Below are 17,139 nucleotides of genomic sequence, written 5' to 3'. Positions count from 1 at the left end.
TGTTGCCACGTCTATCACTCCTGGTCTCCTGCTGCTCAACGAAGCAGCAGGTTAGGGTTAGTACGTGGGTCAGGTTTGGATGGAAATCCTGGGGGTTAGTGGGTCACTTCTGCGTGGAAATCAACATCCGCGAGTTGCTTGAGCCGAAGCCAGCACAAGATCAGCCTCAGCTTTAGCGATGCGCTCGGCGGCTCGCTGGGCCTCGCGCTCGCCGGTCTTTCGTTGCTCCTGGTGCGCCTGGTCTGCTGCTTCGGCTTTGGCCTTCACGGCCGCCAGCCCATGTCGCAAGCGGACGCACGACTGTCAACTCCATTTGACGCGGAAGCCGGACCGCCACTACTCTTCCACCCGTGAACTGCCGATAGGCACCACGAAGCGGCTGAGCTCTTGAGAGCCGCGCGGCAGGGCACCCCGTCCTGGGAGCCTTGCAGAGCAAATCGTTATCACAACCCGGATGGGGACACAGCTGCCCCATCCTGACCTCACGGTCCGGTCGGTGCGCCTGTGCTCCTTGTCCATTTCTTGGAACCTTGGAGATCACCATGCAAGCATCTGTTCAACAACGTGAGTATTTCAACCTGCACACCAGTGGCATCGGTTATCTCAACCGAATCCGCTGGGTAGAGACGCAAGGCCGTGGCCGCAAAGCAGAACCGTTCCTCGCGTGCAGCATCTCTGCATTGCGTGGTTCTTCGGATTCCGCCGAGTACACGTACTTCGATGTCCGCGTGAGTGGGGGCGAGGCGATCAAGCTGATCGAAGGTGTCAAACCCGTGGTCGACGCAAACCGCAAGGTCATCGTCAGCTTCCGGATTGCCGACATCTACCCGCACCTCTATGAGCGCAAGCAGCTCGACCAGAACCGTCGGCCCACGGGCCAAACGGAATGGGCGACGCTGATCAAGGGCCGACTGATCCTGATCAACTCCATTTCGGTGGACGGTGAGAAAATCTATGTCCGGCCCTCCGACGAAGAAGCGGTTGGCGATCCTGGTCAAGACTCGCATGGCGAGAATTTCCAGGATGGTGAAGCGGCCGGGGGCGATGCTCCCGAGGCTCAACCAGCTCCTCGATATGCTGGCCCCCGTCAAGGGGATCCCGCAATGCCGGCGCAACAGCGTCGTCAGCCGAACCGCCAAGCGGTCGGCAAGCCGCAAGGTGCTGTGCGTCGCAATACTGCGAACGCATAGCCACTGAGCGTTGACACCCCCCGGACTGCGATGCAGTTCGGGGGAGTTGTCTTGCCAGTAGGGCCGAATTCTCTGGTTTTGCGCTATGCTCAAAGCCTTCCCAGTGTTTGCCGGTGTCACTCTCAAACCGGTGGCCAGTTCGCTGGCGCGGCACGTGAGCCTCTGAAACGCGCACGCCCTCCGGGCTGAGGCACTCCGACCTGCACCTCCCTCGTTGACGCACACCTCGATAGGGCATGGTCGTACTACCGTGAGCCTGGACAGCCATCGGAATCTCAAACCTGCACTCCATACACGCTTTCGTGTATGGAGTGTTTTTATTTCACCCACCGGGGCGCCGCCCCATGGGCTGGTGCCCTTTCCATTTGAGGAGCACCACGCACATGATCAAACTCTCTGACGTCACGCTCAGGGTCAAGAAGATCCGAGGCAGCCGTAACGGCGATTTCTGCATTGCCGACCTCGTTTGCGACATCGGCGTCTTCAAGGTGAAGGATGCGCTACTGGACCAGTTCGATGACGGCGAGTACACCGGCACGGTCTGGATTAGCGAGATCTACCTGGCGCAATACATCGCCTTCGGCAAGGGCGTTACCGAGATTCGGGCCAGGCTGCACGACCTGCAGCTCGACGGCGCCTACGACCGCCAAGAGGACCCAGATCCCGTTGAACCGGATCCTGCTGATGAACAACCGCCTCGTGCGGTGCTTCCGGCGCGTCAAGAGGCCACAGAGTCAGATACCACCAGCAACCAGTTGGGCGATCTGCGGGAGCGCCTGGCCGCGGTCAGCAAGTCCACCGTGTCCGCAGTTCCGCCGCCGGCACCTGATGAAGAACTCGAAGCCTTGTTCGGTGACCTCTGGGACGCCATCCAGGATGGGAAACCGGTGAAGCTCGATCCGACCGTTGAGAGAGCGCTGCTGCGAAAGCAGGCCCAGGCCATCAGGCAGTTGGGCTACCGTCTCGATCCGATCGCTCAGACCTTCATGCCTGCAACCCCATGAACTTCGGCCCGCGGCAGCGGGCTGTCCACCGTGTCTCACGCGGGCCCGTTGGACAGCGCACTGCCAGCGCACTTGTGCGCCGGGCGGAATCGAACCAGGGTGGCTGCGACCTCATGCGCAGCAGCTTTGCTGAGGGCGGACCACGGCGATAGCGAAGCCGATCCGATCCAAGCGCCTTTCCTTGGCCATCTGAGCTCCAAACGATGGCCGGTCAGCTTCAAGCGACCCGGGGCACTTTCAAATAGGGAGCCGATGGGTTCCCACAGCAGCTGCAGTACGGCTGCTGCGGGAAACCATCCCACCATTTGAGTATGGTTTCGAGCACATTGGGCCCAGCGTATGTGCGAAGCAGTTCGCTGCTTGGGCATCATGATTTTTCACCACCCCGCGGGAACAAAAGCCCGCCAGGGCCGGCGTGTCCGCTATTTTTACGAGAGGAGTAGACTTGTGGGCATGCCCATCAAACTGAGTATCTACGAAGCACTGACCGAGGCTGGCGTCAAGCCGGATAAGGCCCGTGCGGTCGAACGAGAGCTCGAAGGCGCACTTCAGTCCAGCCATGATGCGATCCGTGCTGAATGGCACGAGCAGCTCATGACCAAGGCGGATGGTGCTTCGCTGAGATCAGAGCTGAATGCTATGAGATCGGAATTGAAAGCAGACATGGCTTCCTTGGAGACACGTCTGAACGCACGCCTCAACGACCAGCTTCGCTGGATCATCACCACGCAAGTGGCAGTAGTCGGCCTCGCCATCGCGGCGATCAAGCTGCTGTAGCTTCGTTTCTTTCCACCACCCATGGGGACCATCGTCCCCATGGGACGGTTGTCCCTTCTTTTTGGAGACAACCATGTCCAATCCCCAATTGCTTCCTGCGTGGACCACCGAGCAGCGCTTGTGCCTGCACGATGTGTTTGATCGCTGGGTGCAATCCTGCGCCGAGCAGGAGTACGAGAAGCTGATGGTGCTGCGCGAGCGGATCGCGCCGATGGAGGTCTGCTCGATCGTCAGGTTGGTTCGTTCGTGCTACGCACGGCCGGATCTTCTTGCCGATCTGCCGGCCGGCCTGACGCAACGACTGCGAGAGCAGCGTTTGCTGCCGCCTTCATCCGTCGCATCCGCTGCCGCAGGATAGGAAGCGCATCACGCGCATCAAGCTCCTCGAGTAGATGGACCAAGTCCAACTCCTTGGGGGGCGTGCCTTTAACCACTGTCAACGTTGGGCGCTTTTCTGTCATCGGAAAAGTGTCGCACGAATTTCAACCTCAGCAACCCCCAATGGGACGTGTCCCATATGGGCGCGATCCTGCATATTCCCTGGAGAAATGTAATGTCGCAATCAATCGCAGTTACGGAAGTCGGCCCTGCAGTTCAGCGCGGTGTTCTCGCCGAGCAATTAGGCGAGGCGCTGCCACTGGAGGTTCACAAGTCCGCCGCAGGTTTCTATCTCGGCACCTGGTCCGACGAAGGCCCATTCACCCGTGAGTCGATGGAATATTGGCGCACGGAGCAGCAGGCACGCGACGCCATGGCCCACGGGCGCTGGACGCAGCGCTGGTACCTGTAAACACCTGGCAGCGCTCTGGCGCCGCCACATCTTCAACCCCAGCCAGTCCCGAGTCTCTCGGGCTGGCTCTTTCTTTCTGGAGAGAGCGATATGGCTCTGATCTTTGCCCGCCTGGCGCGGAACTATGTCAAAGCTGGATATTTTCCGACCGATGAAGCATCGATCCAGCGCATCTCCAACATGCTGTGCATGCCCGAATCGGGCTCCGTGCGTATGCTGGACCCATGTTGTGGTGAAGGCACGGCACTCGCTGATGTGCGTCATCTCCTGGTCAGCGCCCGTGGCGCGGCCGCCGGCGCCGAGGCCTTCGGGATCGAGCTGGATCCGGAGCGCGCGCGGCACGCCAAGCAGCTGCTCGATCGTGTGATCCGCGCCGACGTGCACGACGTCGTGGTCAAACCGCGCAGCATGAGCTTGTTGTTCCTCAATCCACCCTACGGCTATGGCGTGTCCGACGCGGCCGCGCATCGGGATCTGCAGGCTGAGCCCGAGAAAGCCGAAAGGCTGGAACGGACCTTCTTGCGCAAGACGGTGCCCTACCTGGCGTATGGAGGCACGCTGGTGTACATCGTGCCTCACTACGCGCTCGATGACGAGATCCGGGCCTACCTGGTCAGAAACTTCGTCAAACCTTACAGGTTTAGGGGGGGCGATTTCACGAAGAGAGGGGGCGATTTCACGAGGACAACTTGCTCAACCCACAGGCTTGCCAACAGAGGGAGGGGGTGATTTCATGACCAAAGCCGGTGCTTTGGTAGCTCCCTGCGTAGGTGCAAATGCCGTCGTTTCGTGCTAAGGTAATACCTCACGATACCTTATAGGAAGCCCCCATGACCACGGCAACTGTTCGCCCTGTGGCGATCAAGATCGACGAGGACACCAAGGCCCGCGTAAAGCGCCTGGCTGACGCGCGTCACCGTACATCGCACTGGTTGATGCGCGAGGCCATCAGCCAATACGTCGAGCGCGAAGAGAAGCGCGAGGCGTTCCGTCAGGACACGCTCAAGGCGTGGGAGGACTACCGCACGACGGGTCTGCACGTCACAGCCGCAGAGGCCGACAACTGGCTTGCGCAGCTCGAACAGGGTCACGACGTCGAGCCGCCGGAATGTCACGCTTGATCTGGTCGCCGCAAGCGCTGCTCGATGTGCAGCGTCTTTATCGCTTCCTGGCCAGCAAGAACATCGACGCTGCAAAACGCGCCGTCAAGGCCATCCGGCAAGGGGTCAAGGTGCTAGGCCAGCAACCCGGCATCGGCCGCCCCATTGAAGACATGCCCGATGAGTTCCGCGAGTGGGTGATCGACTTCGGCGATAGCGGCTATGTGGCGCGCTACCGGCTTAACCCCGACGAGGTTGTGATCCTGGCCGTGAGGCACCAGCGCGAGGCCGGCTATTACTGACGAGACACCGACGACATGAGCGCACAGAACAAGTCCGCGATGTGGAAGCTCTTCCCCGCGATCGACAACCCGACCAAAGCATCGATGGCGATGTGTGCCACCGTCTTCGACGAACTGGACGCCGCCCTGGACCTGTTGAACTCGGCGCGCGGCGACTTCAACCCGCTACAGCGTCAACTCGTCAGCCGCTTCATCGCGGTCTGCAAGGTCTTTGGCCGCGACATGCTGGCCGCTGATGGCAACCCCGATGCGCTGCGCGCGGTATTCGGGCTGTCGGCCGGCACGCCTGGCGACCAGGCCGACAAGCCAGCGGGCGGCCGGACTCTGCTCGACGACATTTGCACCGGGGCGTGCGGCGACCTTGAGCGAATCGGCGCGACTGTGCAAGGCGAGCTGCTGGAAGGCGTAGCCGACGTGATGGCGAGCATCCGGGCTTCGCAAGAACCGGGGGCATCGGAGGGTGACGCACTCGACGCAATGGCCTCTTCGGTGCGCGAGCTGGCGCACCAGGTCACTGCGCTTTTCGAGGCCCAACCCTATGCGCTTCGCCGGCACCAGCTCGTCTACCAAGCCGACATCGAAGCGGCCGAGGACGATCCAATGCCTCAACGCGGGGTAACGGTCGATGAGTTCCTAGCCTCGATCAAGCACCCCATTCGCCGCCCTGCGCTGCGTGATCGCCTCGACCCATACATCCCACAGCTCATGAAGCTACGGGCGCACGGCTACACCTACGCGCAGTGCGCGCAGTTCATGCGCGAGAACGGCATCAGCACCTATCGAAGCCTGTGCGCCCGATCGTCTGTTGACGATCGACGCATGGGATCAGTCATGACGAGGGAGAAGATGAAACAGAACACCCGCGCGGCCCTTCTGACGGCCGCCGCGATCGCGCTGCCGGCGCTGGCGTCGGCAGCGGATCAGCCAGCCGGCCAAGCTGAGACGCTGGCCGACTTCGTGCAACAGAGCTGGAAGCTCCAAAACTTCCAGATCGGCCGCGACTCGGTGATGTCTACGGTGCCGCTGCGCGTCTCGACCTATTCCTCGCCGCCGTTCATCCATCGCGGCCAGCTTGAAAACCTGCGCGGCAAGTCGCAAGAGCTGGCCGGCCTGTGCGAGCGTCAGGGCGGCCAATGGCGTTACCTCGGCCCGCCGATGGCAGACAAGCCCGCGCCTGGTCAACCGCCGCCGGCGAACCCGGCCACGGCCGATGCGGCCGGCCGTGCGCCCGTCACCGAAGCCGGCATGCGCGACGTGGTGAAGGTCGGCGAGCAAGGCGTCGCGGCCGATGTCTGGAAGGCGATGGTGCAAGCCGCGCTCAAGCAGCCCGATCCGTTGGTGGCCGACGCGCTCGAATACGCATTGCGTCAGAAGTGGCTCGGCCGCTTCGAGTGCCAGCGCGAGGCGTCGGCTTGGTCGGCCGGCATCAGCTATGCGAAGTGGGCCAACCGCGGCGATCGCGGCTTGGTCTACAAGGATGTAACGCTCAAGGTCGAGCTGGCCGAAGGCAAGTAAGCACCACAGCGCCCGGAGGGCGCAAGGCTAGGGCGGCCTGGAAGGTGGACGGCGTCGCCGGCCAGTCCCGCAGGGACCAAGCGCGAAGGCGCGCGCCTGGAATGGGCGTCCCGATTTTCGCGGACGCGAAAAAGCCCCAAAGGCTGTTACTGCCCTTTGTACGGGATCGGCGGCGGCGAAGCCATGAACGTCAGCCCGCCCGTCACCTGCTTGACCTTGGCTTGCGGATAGACGGCCAGCACAGCGCGCAGGCCAGCGACCGGGCCGCCGTGCGCCATGATCCATAGGGCGATCCTGGCCGCCTCCGCGGCCGTCGTCAGCTCGTCCGCATCGCCAGCGGCCCACGCGTGCGGCGGTAGCTTTTACTCAGACAGGCTGGTGGCCGCCCCGGCGCAATCCAATGCAAAATCTGAAGGTAAGAACTGAGATGAGCAGCTATCACGTCCCACCTGTATTGTCATTAAGGACCCGGATTTTTGAGGTTTCAAGGGCTGAATCCGAACGCGGCTTTATTGCGTTAATGGTGTCTTACCTGGAGTCTCAGTTGAGCGTACTTGTCGGAAAACGCATGGAGCTCAACTGCGCCATAAATGACACTCGCGCGCGGAAGGTGCTTCCATCGCGCCTGCTCAATAACATTGGTCACTTGCGAAAAATTCGAGACGTGTTTGCGCAGGATTGGGAGATTAACAGCCTGGATCATCCGAATGTCAAACACCACGTTGATTCGCTCTGCATAGACCCTTCGCTGGTAATGCCTGACCGATCCCACTCAAAAGCGTATGTGTCGAATGTTTTGGTATATACTGCGATCGAGCTTGCAGACGAACTTGGCAGGCGATAGGCTGTGACTTCAATTTGGCTGGAGAGCGCCATGTCTTTCAGGCAAACATTGATAAAAAAGATGGTGAATTTTGTCGCTGGTTGGAATAGTGATATCCATGCCATTTTTGAAAGTTATTTTATTAGTAACTACATAAAGTCGAATCCAATGGCCGACGGCATGGACTGGCAGGAACGTGCAAGAGAAATTGATAAGGCGCGTAGCTTTTACTACACCAGGATGAGCACCACCTCGAATCTTTTAGTCGCGGGGGGCGGCACTCGCGGTGGCGGTGGTAACGCTTTTTGCCGCCGTCATCCCGATGCTTATCAACGGCTAGGGTCGCATCGCAGCGGTCTCACCACCTTCAGAATGAGCCATCCAGTTGAAATGATCGATGCTTGGTGGTAACATTGTTGCAACAGGAGATCGCCATGGAAATCGCAATTCGCACCATTGGGAACAGCAAGGGGGTGGTGCTCCCCAAGCCACTGTTGGCCCAGGTCGGCCTGGACGACCAAGTGACGGCCTCTGTCGTCGTTGAGAACGGGAACATCGTGCTGAGCAAGCCTGCAAAGCACGCGCGCGCGGGCTGGGCCGCTGCTGCGGCCGCGCTGGCAGCGAAGGGCGGTGACGTGCCGCTGATGGACGGTTTCGGCAATGAGTCCGACGCGGAGCTCGAATGGTGAAGCGAGGCGAGATCTGGCTGGTGAACCTCGACCCGACCGTGGGTAGCGAGATCAAGAAGTCCCGACCCTGCGTGGTGGTGTCGCCGGCGGAGCTGAATGACCACCTTCGGACGGTGATCGTGGCGCCGATGACCTCGAAGGGCTTTGCCGCTCCGTTTCGGGTGCCGATAACGCACGCTGGCACCAAGGGGCAGATCGTGCTGGATCAGCTCCGCACGGTCGACAAAGTGCGCCTGGCCAGGAAACTCGGGGCGGTGTCGTCCAAGACCTTGACGACGACCCTGGTGACGCTGCAGGAAGTGTTTGCTGCTTAACAGAGAAAGGAAAAAACCATGACCGATGCCGTGACGATTCTCGATGACGGCGAGTTCTATGTCGAACTCCACCCGGACTACCAGGATGCGGTGGCGCCGGGCTTCTTGCTGAGGCGATGCGCGCAGAGCTCCACCGCGCCGAACGGCTTCGTGTGCCTGGGTGGCTTCGATGAAGCGCTGAACGGCTCGTGGACAGCCGATGTGAAGGCGCATTGGGACCCTTGCGGCGAAGAGGAGCGCGTCGAGCTCGCAAGTGATGCACTTCGCATGGATGCCATTGCTGCGCTGTGGCGCGGTCGAAAGAACGGTCTTCCCGATCATGCTTGAGGCGGCCAGCGGTGTTCGAGGGGTTGCAGGAATCTGATTTCGCGGGACTGACGCTATTTCAGAAAACCACAGGTCGGCGCCTGGTACATCGTGATGATTTGGCCGCCAAGAGAAGCGCCCGGAAACTGGTAACGTAGCTCGCTCTGGTTTGTGAAAATCTGCCTCGTGAGCTTCATCTCTTCCGTGTGGCGCGGATATGAGGCGAGTTGCGCGCCGACGAGTTTGCCTGAGCAGTTGTAAGAACACGGGCTGCGGGCATAAATACCTAGATCCGGCCAACTGGTGCTGACGATACCAGCGTATCCCCACGTCTCGAACGTCCCGCCTCCGCCGTTGCCTAGCGCGCCGCCGCTACCGGCGATGACGCGGAACCAGCCGGGGTCACCCATCGGGCTACCTTGTCTTACCCCTGTCGCAGGCCAACGAAGTGCGCCGGGATCAAATGTCACCTGCGTGTCATACCAGCCCATGTAGTTGGAAAAACTGGTGCCATAGACGTCATTGAAGCTCCCCACGGGTGCCGAGGACCCGCTGGCGAAAGTCGAGACGCCGCCAACGAGCCATCCACCGGCGGTCCCCGCCAACATGCCCGCGGCGTAGCCGCCGGCGCCGCCACTGGCGCTGCCCCCTTTGCCATTGACGCCCGTCGTGGTGCTTGCTGCCGAGGCATAGTGGGATGCACCGCCCCCACCGCCAAAGTACCCGGCGCCACCGCCGCCACCGATACTCATGGTCGAGGTCCAATAGCCACCGCCACCGCCACCGCCGGTGATGAATCGAAGCACGTCCCCCTTCTTGATGGGAATGAAGCCTGCCTTTTCCTGCGCCGCGCTGCCACCATCTCCACCGTTTGCGACTACGGCAGGTACGCCATTTTTCAGAATTGCCGACGACCCTCCACCCCCGCCGTTGACGAACCCACCACCGTCCCCGCCCACCATGCGGTAGTACAGCTTCACTTCCTTGTCGTACCCAAAGTCGTCGTACACCTGGGCGGTCTTGTCCCCTGTGTCTGGCGCCCATAGGCAGCGTTGTAGGGAATCCTGCTCCCCTCCACCAGTGCTGCCGCCGCCGCCCGTTGTAGCTGCTGGCGGGAAATAGGTGTAGCTGGCCAAGGACCCTGGGGTGACGACCATCGGCTGCGCCTGTGCATGGTGAGAAATCAGCAGGACGTAGATCAATGTGCCGATGCGATAAAGGGATGGGTTCATTGTTGAAATCTTTCCTATTTGCGCGCACCACCGCCAACGGCCAGGTCAGACAGGCGCTGCATGCTCGCTGAGTCGGTCAGCAACGACAGCGCATTTTTCGATTCCACCTTGCCATCCTTGACCAGGCGAAACAGGCTATTGATGAAGGGCGAATTGCCCAGGCCCAGCTTGCTGGACGATGTCAGGAATTCCGTCTCGAACTGGCGGAGCTCTGTGCCGTCGCTGCTGGAGGAGAGCATCTTCTCGACGGTTTCTGCAAGGGCGGTCGTGCCGTTGCGCTTGGACGTGAAATCCATCACCTCATAGGCCAGCGCCTTCCCGTTCCCGGTCGACGTGGGTAGCAGCGCCTGCGCGACAACGCCGACCAGATTGCTCGCAAAAGACAGCTTTTCGCCCGGCGTTTCGAGGTAGCCAAGGGCCTTGCGAATGGCGCCCGTAGTGTTGGCCCCATGCAAGGTGCCGAACACCAGGTGGCCGGACTCGCCCGCCCGCACGGCCGCGCGCATCGTCTCTGCGTCCCGGATCTCGCCGATGCTGATGACGTCCGGCACATAGCGCAGCACCTGCTCGACAGCGTTGGCATAGGTGTCGACGTCGACACCCACTTCGCGGTAGGTGAAGCGCGCCCGGAGAGGCCGGTGGATGAACTCGATCGGCTCCTCGATGATCACGATGTTGGAGGACGTCAGCTTGTTGATCTGATGGATCAAGGCCGCGGTGGTGGTGCTCTTGCCGGCGCCGGTACGCCCGGTGACCAGCACCAGGCCGTGGCGGGCCTGGCACAACGAGTGCAGCGTGCTCGGAAGGCCGAGCTCCTCGATCGTTTCAGGGACCGGTCGGAGGCAGCGCAGCATCAAGCCATAGGCGCCCATGTCCTGGCGCTGGAGCGTGGAGCGCACACGGAACGAGGTATCGGCCGCGCCGTCGTGCGATGGTGCGGCAAGGGTAATCATGGGGTGCAGGCAACCGTTGGCCTGCGACAGGATGTCCTGCCACTTCTTGGTCGGCTCGCCCGCGCGGTGCGTCAGCCTGGTGAACATGTTGGTGAGCAGCGCATCGAAGTCAGCCGGCGTGAACACGACGGGCCCGGGCTTGCCTTGATCCTGGTACTCCAAGTCAACCCACTGGTGGCTGCCAATGCGCACGCGCACTGGCTGGCCCGGCTGGATGTAGGCGTCGGTATAGAGGGATCCATCCTTCTCGTTGAAGACATGGTTCACAAACCGTGCGAAAGCCTCGTTGTCTGTGATCTTGTTGGTGGTCATGGCCATCCCTAGTTGGACAATCGGTTGGTGAACATCGTCAGCTCATCGGCTGCCAGGAAATCAGCGAGGTTGACGCGCCAGCCGGAGCCGCAGGCTTCGTACTTCCCAGCGGCGCGGGAGGCAACGCAGGTTGATCGGTCCGCGTCCGGGACCACTCCACCATTGCCCTCAAGAAAGCCGGCCCCGGTGAGCGCGCGGTCGTAGGAAGACGCGGCTGCAGGTGCTGCAGGGCCGCCATCAAGATTTGCGGAGACAACCATCATCTCGACACCCCCGGTGGGCTTCGGAGGGATATCGCGGTCATAGACTGCTTTGAAGATCGCCACCCACTTCTCTCCGTAGCTGTTCGTTGCGCCGGCCGTGATGGGTAGAGCGGATTGGTACTTCAGAAAGCTCGCATCGAAGGCGCAGCGGTGCAGGTTCGCGTTGTACGTCGGCACGCCGGTACCACTGACGGGATTGACCCGGACCAGGCACAACTTGTCCGCTCCGGTGCCATCCTTCATGGCTGCGAGATAGGCTGCACGGTTGGACTGGAAGTACGCGCTCGCCGCGGCCGCGAACTGGGTGTGGTCGTTCGACAGGCTCTTGGCAGCGACGGCATCCTGCTGGCGTGTCATCCAGGGCAGGGCGGCCACGTAGACCAGCGCAATGACAATGAGCGCCAGCGCCATTTCCAGCAGCGCACTGCCTTGTGTGGCCTTGAGTTTGCGAGACATCACGATGCGTTGACCTCGCTCAGTGCTGCCCGACAGGCACAGCCATGTGCCGATTACCGGAGTTCCAGCGCGCCATGGCTTCTGGACACGCCGCCAGGTCGTGGCAGCCGCATTCGATGCAGTGTGCAAGTTCCATGTTCCTTCCTTACTTGCACAGGTCGGCTGCGGCGGCCGCTGCAGCGTCATCTGCGCCAATCACCAGCACGTCGGCCACGCGCTTGAGCGTCTGTCCCGGGACATCCGTCGGAAACAACATCGCCGCTCTGGCCACTGCTTCTTCTCCCAGTTGCGTGCAGGCCGCCCAGGTGCCATCCGGGGCGCGCACTGCGTACCAATCGGGACGCATCGAGGCGCCCTGCAGGCCTGGCGGAGCCGAGAGCCTGATGTCCTGCCAGCCGTAGCGCGTGCGCACCGATGGAGCGTCATGGCTTTTGAAGTAGAGGTCCGCCGCAGCCATAAAAGCCTTGTAGTGCCTGAGCTCCTCGCTTGCCCTGACGCGGATCTCGGCCGCTCCCGAGTCGCCCCGGCTGTCGAGATACGCCGTAAGCAGATACGCTACGAGGATGACGGGGATGAGGAGCCACATGGCGCTTACTCCGCAAGATCGCGCAGGGGCACCCGCGGGGGATTCCAACCAGGTGCGGGATGGCCTTCCTGGCTACGCAGGCTGCTGAAGCGCTCATTGGCCTGGCGCTGGGCTTCCCCCTCCAGGCTGGCGTACTTCTGCAACGCGATCGACTGTTGGACCGGCAAGGTCGCTTCGAGCAGCTTCGCGGTGAGGAGCTTGCCGGCCAGCTTCTGGAACACGACCCCGCGCAGGAGCAGCGAGTACATCTCCTGTTGGCTCGCGTCGAGTCTCCTGCCGAAGGACTGGACCGCGGAGACCAGATCGGTGGCAAACGAGGTGCATATCACGAGGAAGCCATTGCCCGCGGCCTGCAGCGCCACCCGCGCGGCCTCGTCCTCGCGGATCTCGCCCACGAAGAGCATGTTCGCGGTGCCCGCTGACTGCGATCGCAGCACACCGGAGAGTGCATCGGCCCATGGGCTATCACCCACCATCTTCACCCAGGCCTGGGAGCAGTAGCCAGCCCTGCTGGGCCCACGATGCCACCCATTGAGTGGTTGTTCGGGCGGCTGTTCCACGGTCGATGCAAACCCGCCCAGGGCCATGAGGCGCGAGACCACGACAGCCGAAGCCGTTGTGGTCTTGCCAGCGCCGGTCGGGCCCGCGATCAGGACCAGGCCGCCTTCGCAAAGCTCTGGCTGCAGGAGGAACCGATGGATTGCCGCCGGCAGCGGCGTGGGCAGGGTATCCAGTGTCGGCGGCTTCGGTGGCATCTTCCGGAAGGACACCCATGGCCCGTCGACCACGCTTCCGTCGAGGTGGCCGCGCCATACGACACCATCATGCTCCAGTGTGGCGTCCACGACACCAAGTTGCTGGAAGCGTGTGGCCATCTCCAATGCGTAGGAACTGAACTCTGGCCGCAGGAGGACTGGGCCAGGAAACTGCAGGCTCATGTCCGGTTTGTTGAGGCACGCCCGAATGTCGGTGACCTCGCTCAGCAGTTTCTTGACGTCGCTATCCATTTCAATGCCCAGGCGATGTGTCGCATGCGTGTTCGAAAGAGTCAGTGGTTCAGCGGAACTGGGCCGCGATCTTGGGATTCGGTTCACTGCAGCCCGTTGTCAGACCGGCTTGTGTGATCTGGCTCCCGTTCTTGTAGAGGTTCCCGCCAGAGATCACGCCGGATGCCGCGGCCGCACTGGTGCCGATGCGCACGGCGATGGCGATCGGCTCGATGCGGGAGACCACGGTGGCGCAGTCATCCTGGTTGAGGGGTGCGAGGCTTCCGCCGACCGTGAGCGCGAACGACACGCGCGATCCGTTGAGGTCCATCGGGTTGCCGGCCCAGTCGTACAACTGCGTGCCGTCAAAGCGCAGCGGCGGCCTGATCAGCGATAGCTTGTTGACCTCCGCTGCTGCGACGGTCGAATAGTCATTGGCGCGCGCCCAGTTTTTCTGGATCTCGCTGGTCATGAGAATGATTTTCTCGCCCGCGGCCCCGGTGGTGTAGCCGCTCTTTGTCACATTGAACAGGCCAATGACCGTGGCCACCACGATCCCGAGAATCACGCTCCAAACGGCGACCTCGATCATGCTGACGCCGCGCTGGCGGCGGAATTTGATTGAACGGAAGTGGGTCATGAAGAACTCCTTTGGTTGAACTAACTGAACTAGCGGATGGCACTCTGCATCGAGTAAAGCGTGCTGGAGATCCAGGTCACCAGCGCCGCCACGCACATGACGCCCACGATGCTGATGACGTCGGTCAGGCGCTTGGCGCGCTTGAGCAAGTTGTCGATGTACCCGTTGGCGATGTGCTCCAGCGACTCTCCGAAATCGGAGGTTTTTCCATACAGCTGGATGATCCAGGCCTGATCTTTTGGAAACAGCCGGCTGGACAGAAGGGATACGTAATCGGGTCGGCCGAGCTTGATGGAGTGCCGCACGATCTGGAACTTGTGCTGCATGTACCGGCTTGAACTTCCGGCCATGCTGTCGATTGCCGTTTGGAACGGCACCCCCGTCTTCACGAAGCCGCTGAGGCCGCTCAGCACGGCGTAGCAATGCATGTTGCGGCTCATCGTGAAGGGCCAGACGTGGTCGTCAAGAATGTCCCGCACGGCGCCCGTCAATCGGGCGTTGGCCACGATGAACAAGCGCCACGCAAGCACCAGCAGCCCGAACAGGGCCGCGCTGAAGGCAGTGATGTGGTCGGCGACAAATGCGAAGACCTGCGCATTGCGCGGCCACTTGGCGCGCGGAGTGGCGCGCTCCAGTTCCGGAATGATCTGGGCCGAATAGAAGTAATAGATGGCGACCATGACCATCGCGTACAGCAATACCATGAACAGTCCAGACCGGACGATGGACTGAATGTCCGCCTGGCTCTTGGCTATCCTGGCTGCCTGCTTCAGGCCCATGGAGACGTCGCCGCGTTCCTCGCCTGCCTTGATCATCATGGCCTCATTGACGGGCATGAAGCCCAAGAGCGCGTCGCCGAGCTTGAGCGACTTCACGCCTTCGGTACCGGAGCGCACCGATAGCCTCTTGCCCCCTCGCATGCGGGTGACGATCTCTTTCAGCAGCGGCGCGAGGTAGTGCTTTTGCTTCCGCAATTCGGCTTCCATTTCCACCAGAGCGGTGCCGAGTGGAATGCGCCCACTGGAGCCGGTCAGCGAAGACAGGACGCCGTAGAAATCAGCCCGCACGGCCGAGGTCAACCTGAGCTTGAAAGCGAGAGCGGTCAGGCGCTTCATCTTCAGTCGCCGTTCTCGTTGCGCAGCGCACCGAGCTCCGTTTCGACGTCGCGCGGGTCGAGCATGCCTTGGCGCATCTTGAAAATCGCATGACTCAGGGCGGTGACGCCCAATCCATAGGCCACGCGCTTGCCCAGGACTGTCTGCCAATGCTCCCATGCGGCGTTGTCATTACCGCATCGGATGTAATTCAGAAACGTTGCGTCGGGCATCAACACCTCTGCGGCGGGAGTGCGGTCGATAATCCCGGTGTGGTTGCATTGCGAGCAGCCCGCATCGTTCACGAAGCGGATCGGGTGCTCCTCCAGGTTGCACACCGTGGACAGCCTCGCAAGCAGCGAGGGATGCACCAGCCCGGCTTGCATGGCCTGGTCGATCGTCAGCGCGCAGTGCGGGCAGACGACGGGGATCAGCCGCTGGTAGACCACGCCGCTCACGAAGCCGGGCATGGTCAGCAGGTCCTTCTCAACGCCGAGCTGCGACAGCCGAGCAAATGCGGCCAGGGCGCTGTGGAAAACGTGCAGCGTGGCGAGAATCTTGTGGCCCGCGAGCACCAGGTCCTTGACAGTGCTCGCCGCGAGCTTTTCGCGGATCTCACCGACCATCACGACGTCTGGATCCTGGCGCAGCGAAGCCTCGAGGTAGCCCTGGAAGTCCTCCTTGCCCGAGGACATCTGGCATGCGCCCGCGATCTCGTTCTCCACCGGAGATTCGATGGTGGGCACCTTGATGTACCTGCCTCGCTTGCGGAACAGGTCGTGCACGTAGCTGTGCAAGGAGGATGACTTGCCCGAGTTGGTGGGCCCGACGACGAGCACCAGGCCCGATCCTCCCACCAGCATCTCGTCGATCTGGGCCAACTGGTCGGTGGTGTAGCCGATCTTGTCCATTGGCTTGGCGCCGCCGGTGCGTTTGGATGGGCGCAGTATCCGCATGACGACCTGGAAGTTGCCCTCTGGGTGAATCGGCGTGCTGTGGAAGCGCACCCGCATCAGCAGCTCGGTTCTTTCGACCGGGTCATCCCAGACATCGAAGGAGGTGTCCTTGACCTCCTTGTAGTTCCAGGACCCCTTGCGCGCGCCGTCCGAGCTCACGAAATTGAACAAGACCTGCGCCATGGCCTCGGCCGTGATCTTCGAGATGTCGGCCATCTTGTGCCGGCGGCCGTTGATCCGGAACAGCACCTCGGCCGTTTCGTCGCGCGTCTCCAGGTGGATGTCACTGGCGCCCAGACGATCTGCCTGGATCAGCAGCTTGCGCGCCTGATGCTGGGTCGCCGTCTGCGTGGCGTCGCCATGCTCGGCGCCCTTGGAGTAGCGGTGGTGTACGGCCCGGATCAGCTCGCCGGTGGTCAGCAACGGACGGATGTTGACGTGGCCGTCTTCCTTGAGGCGCTGCGCCACGTCGAGCATGTTCCGGCCGGCCAGGAACACGTCGGGCGTCATCAGGAGGTAGGTGGTGTGCTTGCGCGCACCACCTTCGTCCGATCGCGCGAGATACTGGTTGGCCGGCATGACGCGCTGGTCCACCAGGAAGGTGCTGGTGATCGCCGCGAAGCTGTCCTGAAGGAGGTCGGGCACCGGCCGCGCGAGGGTCAGCAGATCGATGTAGGCGCCATCGGGAAGCTGGGTCACGTCCTGGATAGCGACTTGCTCCAGATCGTACTGACGTTTGGCCAGGTCGGAGACCCGCCTGTTGCGCGCCTCTTCGGCCTGCGCGAGCACTATTTGGTTCTTCGTGCCTGATCCCAGCCTCGGGATTCTGAAATTGAGACCCAGCTCCATTG

23 protein-coding genes are annotated in these 17,139 nt (G+C 61.8%); 14 read left to right on the top strand and 9 right to left on the bottom strand.

Annotated features, from left to right (window positions below; genetic code table 11):
* Window positions 1-542: 542 nt before the first annotated feature.
* From JHD63_RS11910 to JHD63_RS11870, 9 genes are all read left to right on the top strand, one after another.
* Window positions 543-1,190, top strand: a complete 648-nt coding sequence (locus tag JHD63_RS11910; protein ID WP_198970962.1) for a DUF3577 domain-containing protein — start codon at window positions 543-545, stop codon at window positions 1,188-1,190.
* A gap of 383 nt (window positions 1,191-1,573) precedes the next feature.
* Window positions 1,574-2,194: a DUF3275 family protein gene (locus JHD63_RS11905; protein WP_198970961.1), complete on the top strand. Its 621-nt coding sequence runs from the start codon at window positions 1,574-1,576 to the stop codon at window positions 2,192-2,194.
* 453 nt (window positions 2,195-2,647) lie between these two features.
* Window positions 2,648-2,971, top strand: a complete 324-nt coding sequence (locus JHD63_RS11900; protein ID WP_198970960.1) for a hypothetical protein — start codon at window positions 2,648-2,650, stop codon at window positions 2,969-2,971.
* Between the two features lie 73 nt (window positions 2,972-3,044).
* Complete coding sequence (locus JHD63_RS11895; RefSeq protein ID WP_198970959.1) at window positions 3,045-3,329, top strand: hypothetical protein; 285 nt, start codon at window positions 3,045-3,047, stop codon at window positions 3,327-3,329.
* Window positions 3,330-3,488: 159 nt separating this feature from the next.
* Window positions 3,489-3,761: a hypothetical protein gene (locus JHD63_RS11890; RefSeq protein WP_233168010.1), complete on the top strand. Its 273-nt coding sequence runs from the start codon at window positions 3,489-3,491 to the stop codon at window positions 3,759-3,761.
* A 90-nt stretch (window positions 3,762-3,851) separates the two neighbouring features.
* Window positions 3,852-4,490 (top strand): DUF6094 domain-containing protein, encoded by a 639-nt coding sequence (locus tag JHD63_RS11885; protein WP_233168007.1) that lies wholly within the window; start codon window positions 3,852-3,854, stop codon window positions 4,488-4,490.
* 101 nt (window positions 4,491-4,591) lie between these two features.
* A complete protein-coding gene (locus JHD63_RS11880) occupies window positions 4,592-4,882 on the top strand; it encodes a CopG family ribbon-helix-helix protein (protein ID WP_198970958.1) in 291 nt (96 codons plus the stop codon).
* Window positions 4,870-5,163 (top strand): type II toxin-antitoxin system RelE/ParE family toxin, encoded by a 294-nt coding sequence (locus tag JHD63_RS11875; protein WP_198970957.1) that lies wholly within the window; start codon window positions 4,870-4,872, stop codon window positions 5,161-5,163. Before JHD63_RS11880 ends, JHD63_RS11875 begins: the two co-directional genes overlap by 13 nt.
* Window positions 5,164-5,178: 15 nt before the next feature.
* Window positions 5,179-6,678 carry a hypothetical protein gene (locus JHD63_RS11870; RefSeq protein WP_198970956.1) on the top strand — a complete coding sequence of 500 codons (1,500 nt, stop codon included), beginning with the start codon at window positions 5,179-5,181 and terminating at the stop codon, window positions 6,676-6,678.
* 146 nt (window positions 6,679-6,824) lie between these two features.
* On the opposite strand, the gene JHD63_RS24570 is transcribed toward JHD63_RS11870, so the two are convergent.
* On the bottom strand, window positions 6,825-6,956 hold the full coding sequence (locus tag JHD63_RS24570; RefSeq protein ID WP_255519269.1) for a hypothetical protein: 132 nt from the start codon (window positions 6,954-6,956) through the stop codon (window positions 6,825-6,827).
* Between the two features lie 149 nt (window positions 6,957-7,105).
* Here JHD63_RS24570 and JHD63_RS11860 point away from each other — a divergent pair, with 149 nt between their 5' ends.
* From JHD63_RS11860 to JHD63_RS11840, 5 genes are read left to right on the top strand one after another with little or no spacing between them, the layout of a single operon-like run.
* A complete protein-coding gene (locus JHD63_RS11860) occupies window positions 7,106-7,522 on the top strand; it encodes a hypothetical protein (protein ID WP_198970955.1) in 417 nt (138 codons plus the stop codon).
* Between the two features lie 30 nt (window positions 7,523-7,552).
* Window positions 7,553-7,912, top strand: a complete 360-nt coding sequence (locus JHD63_RS11855) for a hypothetical protein (RefSeq protein WP_198970954.1) — start codon at window positions 7,553-7,555, stop codon at window positions 7,910-7,912.
* A gap of 23 nt (window positions 7,913-7,935) precedes the next feature.
* The gene (locus tag JHD63_RS11850; protein WP_198970953.1) at window positions 7,936-8,190 is read left to right on the top strand and encodes an AbrB/MazE/SpoVT family DNA-binding domain-containing protein; all 255 of its coding nucleotides are present in this window, start codon (window positions 7,936-7,938) and stop codon (window positions 8,188-8,190) included.
* Window positions 8,184-8,504 (top strand): type II toxin-antitoxin system PemK/MazF family toxin, encoded by a 321-nt coding sequence (locus JHD63_RS11845; RefSeq protein ID WP_198970952.1) that lies wholly within the window; start codon window positions 8,184-8,186, stop codon window positions 8,502-8,504. The genes JHD63_RS11850 and JHD63_RS11845 overlap by 7 nt, the downstream gene beginning before the upstream one ends.
* An 18-nt stretch (window positions 8,505-8,522) precedes the next feature.
* The gene (locus JHD63_RS11840) at window positions 8,523-8,831 is read left to right on the top strand and encodes a hypothetical protein (RefSeq protein WP_198970951.1); all 309 of its coding nucleotides are present in this window, start codon (window positions 8,523-8,525) and stop codon (window positions 8,829-8,831) included.
* A gap of 53 nt (window positions 8,832-8,884) precedes the next feature.
* Here the strand turns inward: JHD63_RS11840 and JHD63_RS24760 are convergent, their stop codons facing one another.
* From JHD63_RS24760 to JHD63_RS11800, 8 genes are all read right to left on the bottom strand, one after another.
* Complete coding sequence (locus tag JHD63_RS24760) at window positions 8,885-10,042, bottom strand: hypothetical protein (protein WP_198970950.1); 1,158 nt, start codon at window positions 10,040-10,042, stop codon at window positions 8,885-8,887.
* Window positions 10,043-10,056: 14 nt separating this feature from the next.
* Window positions 10,057-11,307: a type IV pilus twitching motility protein PilT gene (locus tag JHD63_RS11830; protein WP_198970949.1), complete on the bottom strand. Its 1,251-nt coding sequence runs from the start codon at window positions 11,305-11,307 to the stop codon at window positions 10,057-10,059.
* 8 nt (window positions 11,308-11,315) lie between these two features.
* Window positions 11,316-12,026 carry a type II secretion system protein gene (locus JHD63_RS11825; RefSeq protein WP_198970948.1) on the bottom strand — a complete coding sequence of 237 codons (711 nt, stop codon included), beginning with the start codon at window positions 12,024-12,026 and terminating at the stop codon, window positions 11,316-11,318.
* A 145-nt stretch (window positions 12,027-12,171) separates the two neighbouring features.
* On the bottom strand, window positions 12,172-12,612 hold the full coding sequence (locus JHD63_RS11820; protein ID WP_198970947.1) for a hypothetical protein: 441 nt from the start codon (window positions 12,610-12,612) through the stop codon (window positions 12,172-12,174).
* A 5-nt stretch (window positions 12,613-12,617) separates the two neighbouring features.
* Window positions 12,618-13,619, bottom strand: a complete 1,002-nt coding sequence (locus JHD63_RS11815) for an ATPase, T2SS/T4P/T4SS family (protein ID WP_198970946.1) — start codon at window positions 13,617-13,619, stop codon at window positions 12,618-12,620.
* A 49-nt stretch (window positions 13,620-13,668) separates the two neighbouring features.
* Entirely contained in the window at window positions 13,669-14,238 is a 570-nt protein-coding gene (locus tag JHD63_RS11810; RefSeq protein WP_198970945.1) for a hypothetical protein, read from the bottom strand.
* A gap of 29 nt (window positions 14,239-14,267) precedes the next feature.
* Window positions 14,268-15,353, bottom strand: coding sequence for a type II secretion system F family protein (locus JHD63_RS11805; RefSeq protein ID WP_198970944.1), 1,086 nt, complete (start codon window positions 15,351-15,353; stop codon window positions 14,268-14,270).
* Window positions 15,354-15,355: 2 nt separating this feature from the next.
* The gene (locus tag JHD63_RS11800; protein ID WP_198970943.1) at window positions 15,356-17,137 is read right to left on the bottom strand and encodes a GspE/PulE family protein; all 1,782 of its coding nucleotides are present in this window, start codon (window positions 17,135-17,137) and stop codon (window positions 15,356-15,358) included.
* Window positions 17,138-17,139: the final 2 nt, after the last annotated feature.

The organism is Xylophilus sp. ASV27 (genome assembly GCF_016428875.1).
Classification (GTDB): domain Bacteria; phylum Pseudomonadota; class Gammaproteobacteria; order Burkholderiales; family Burkholderiaceae_C; genus Xylophilus.
Note: the sequence above shows the minus strand (reverse complement) of the source record. Positions and strands in the feature narration are given on the sequence as shown.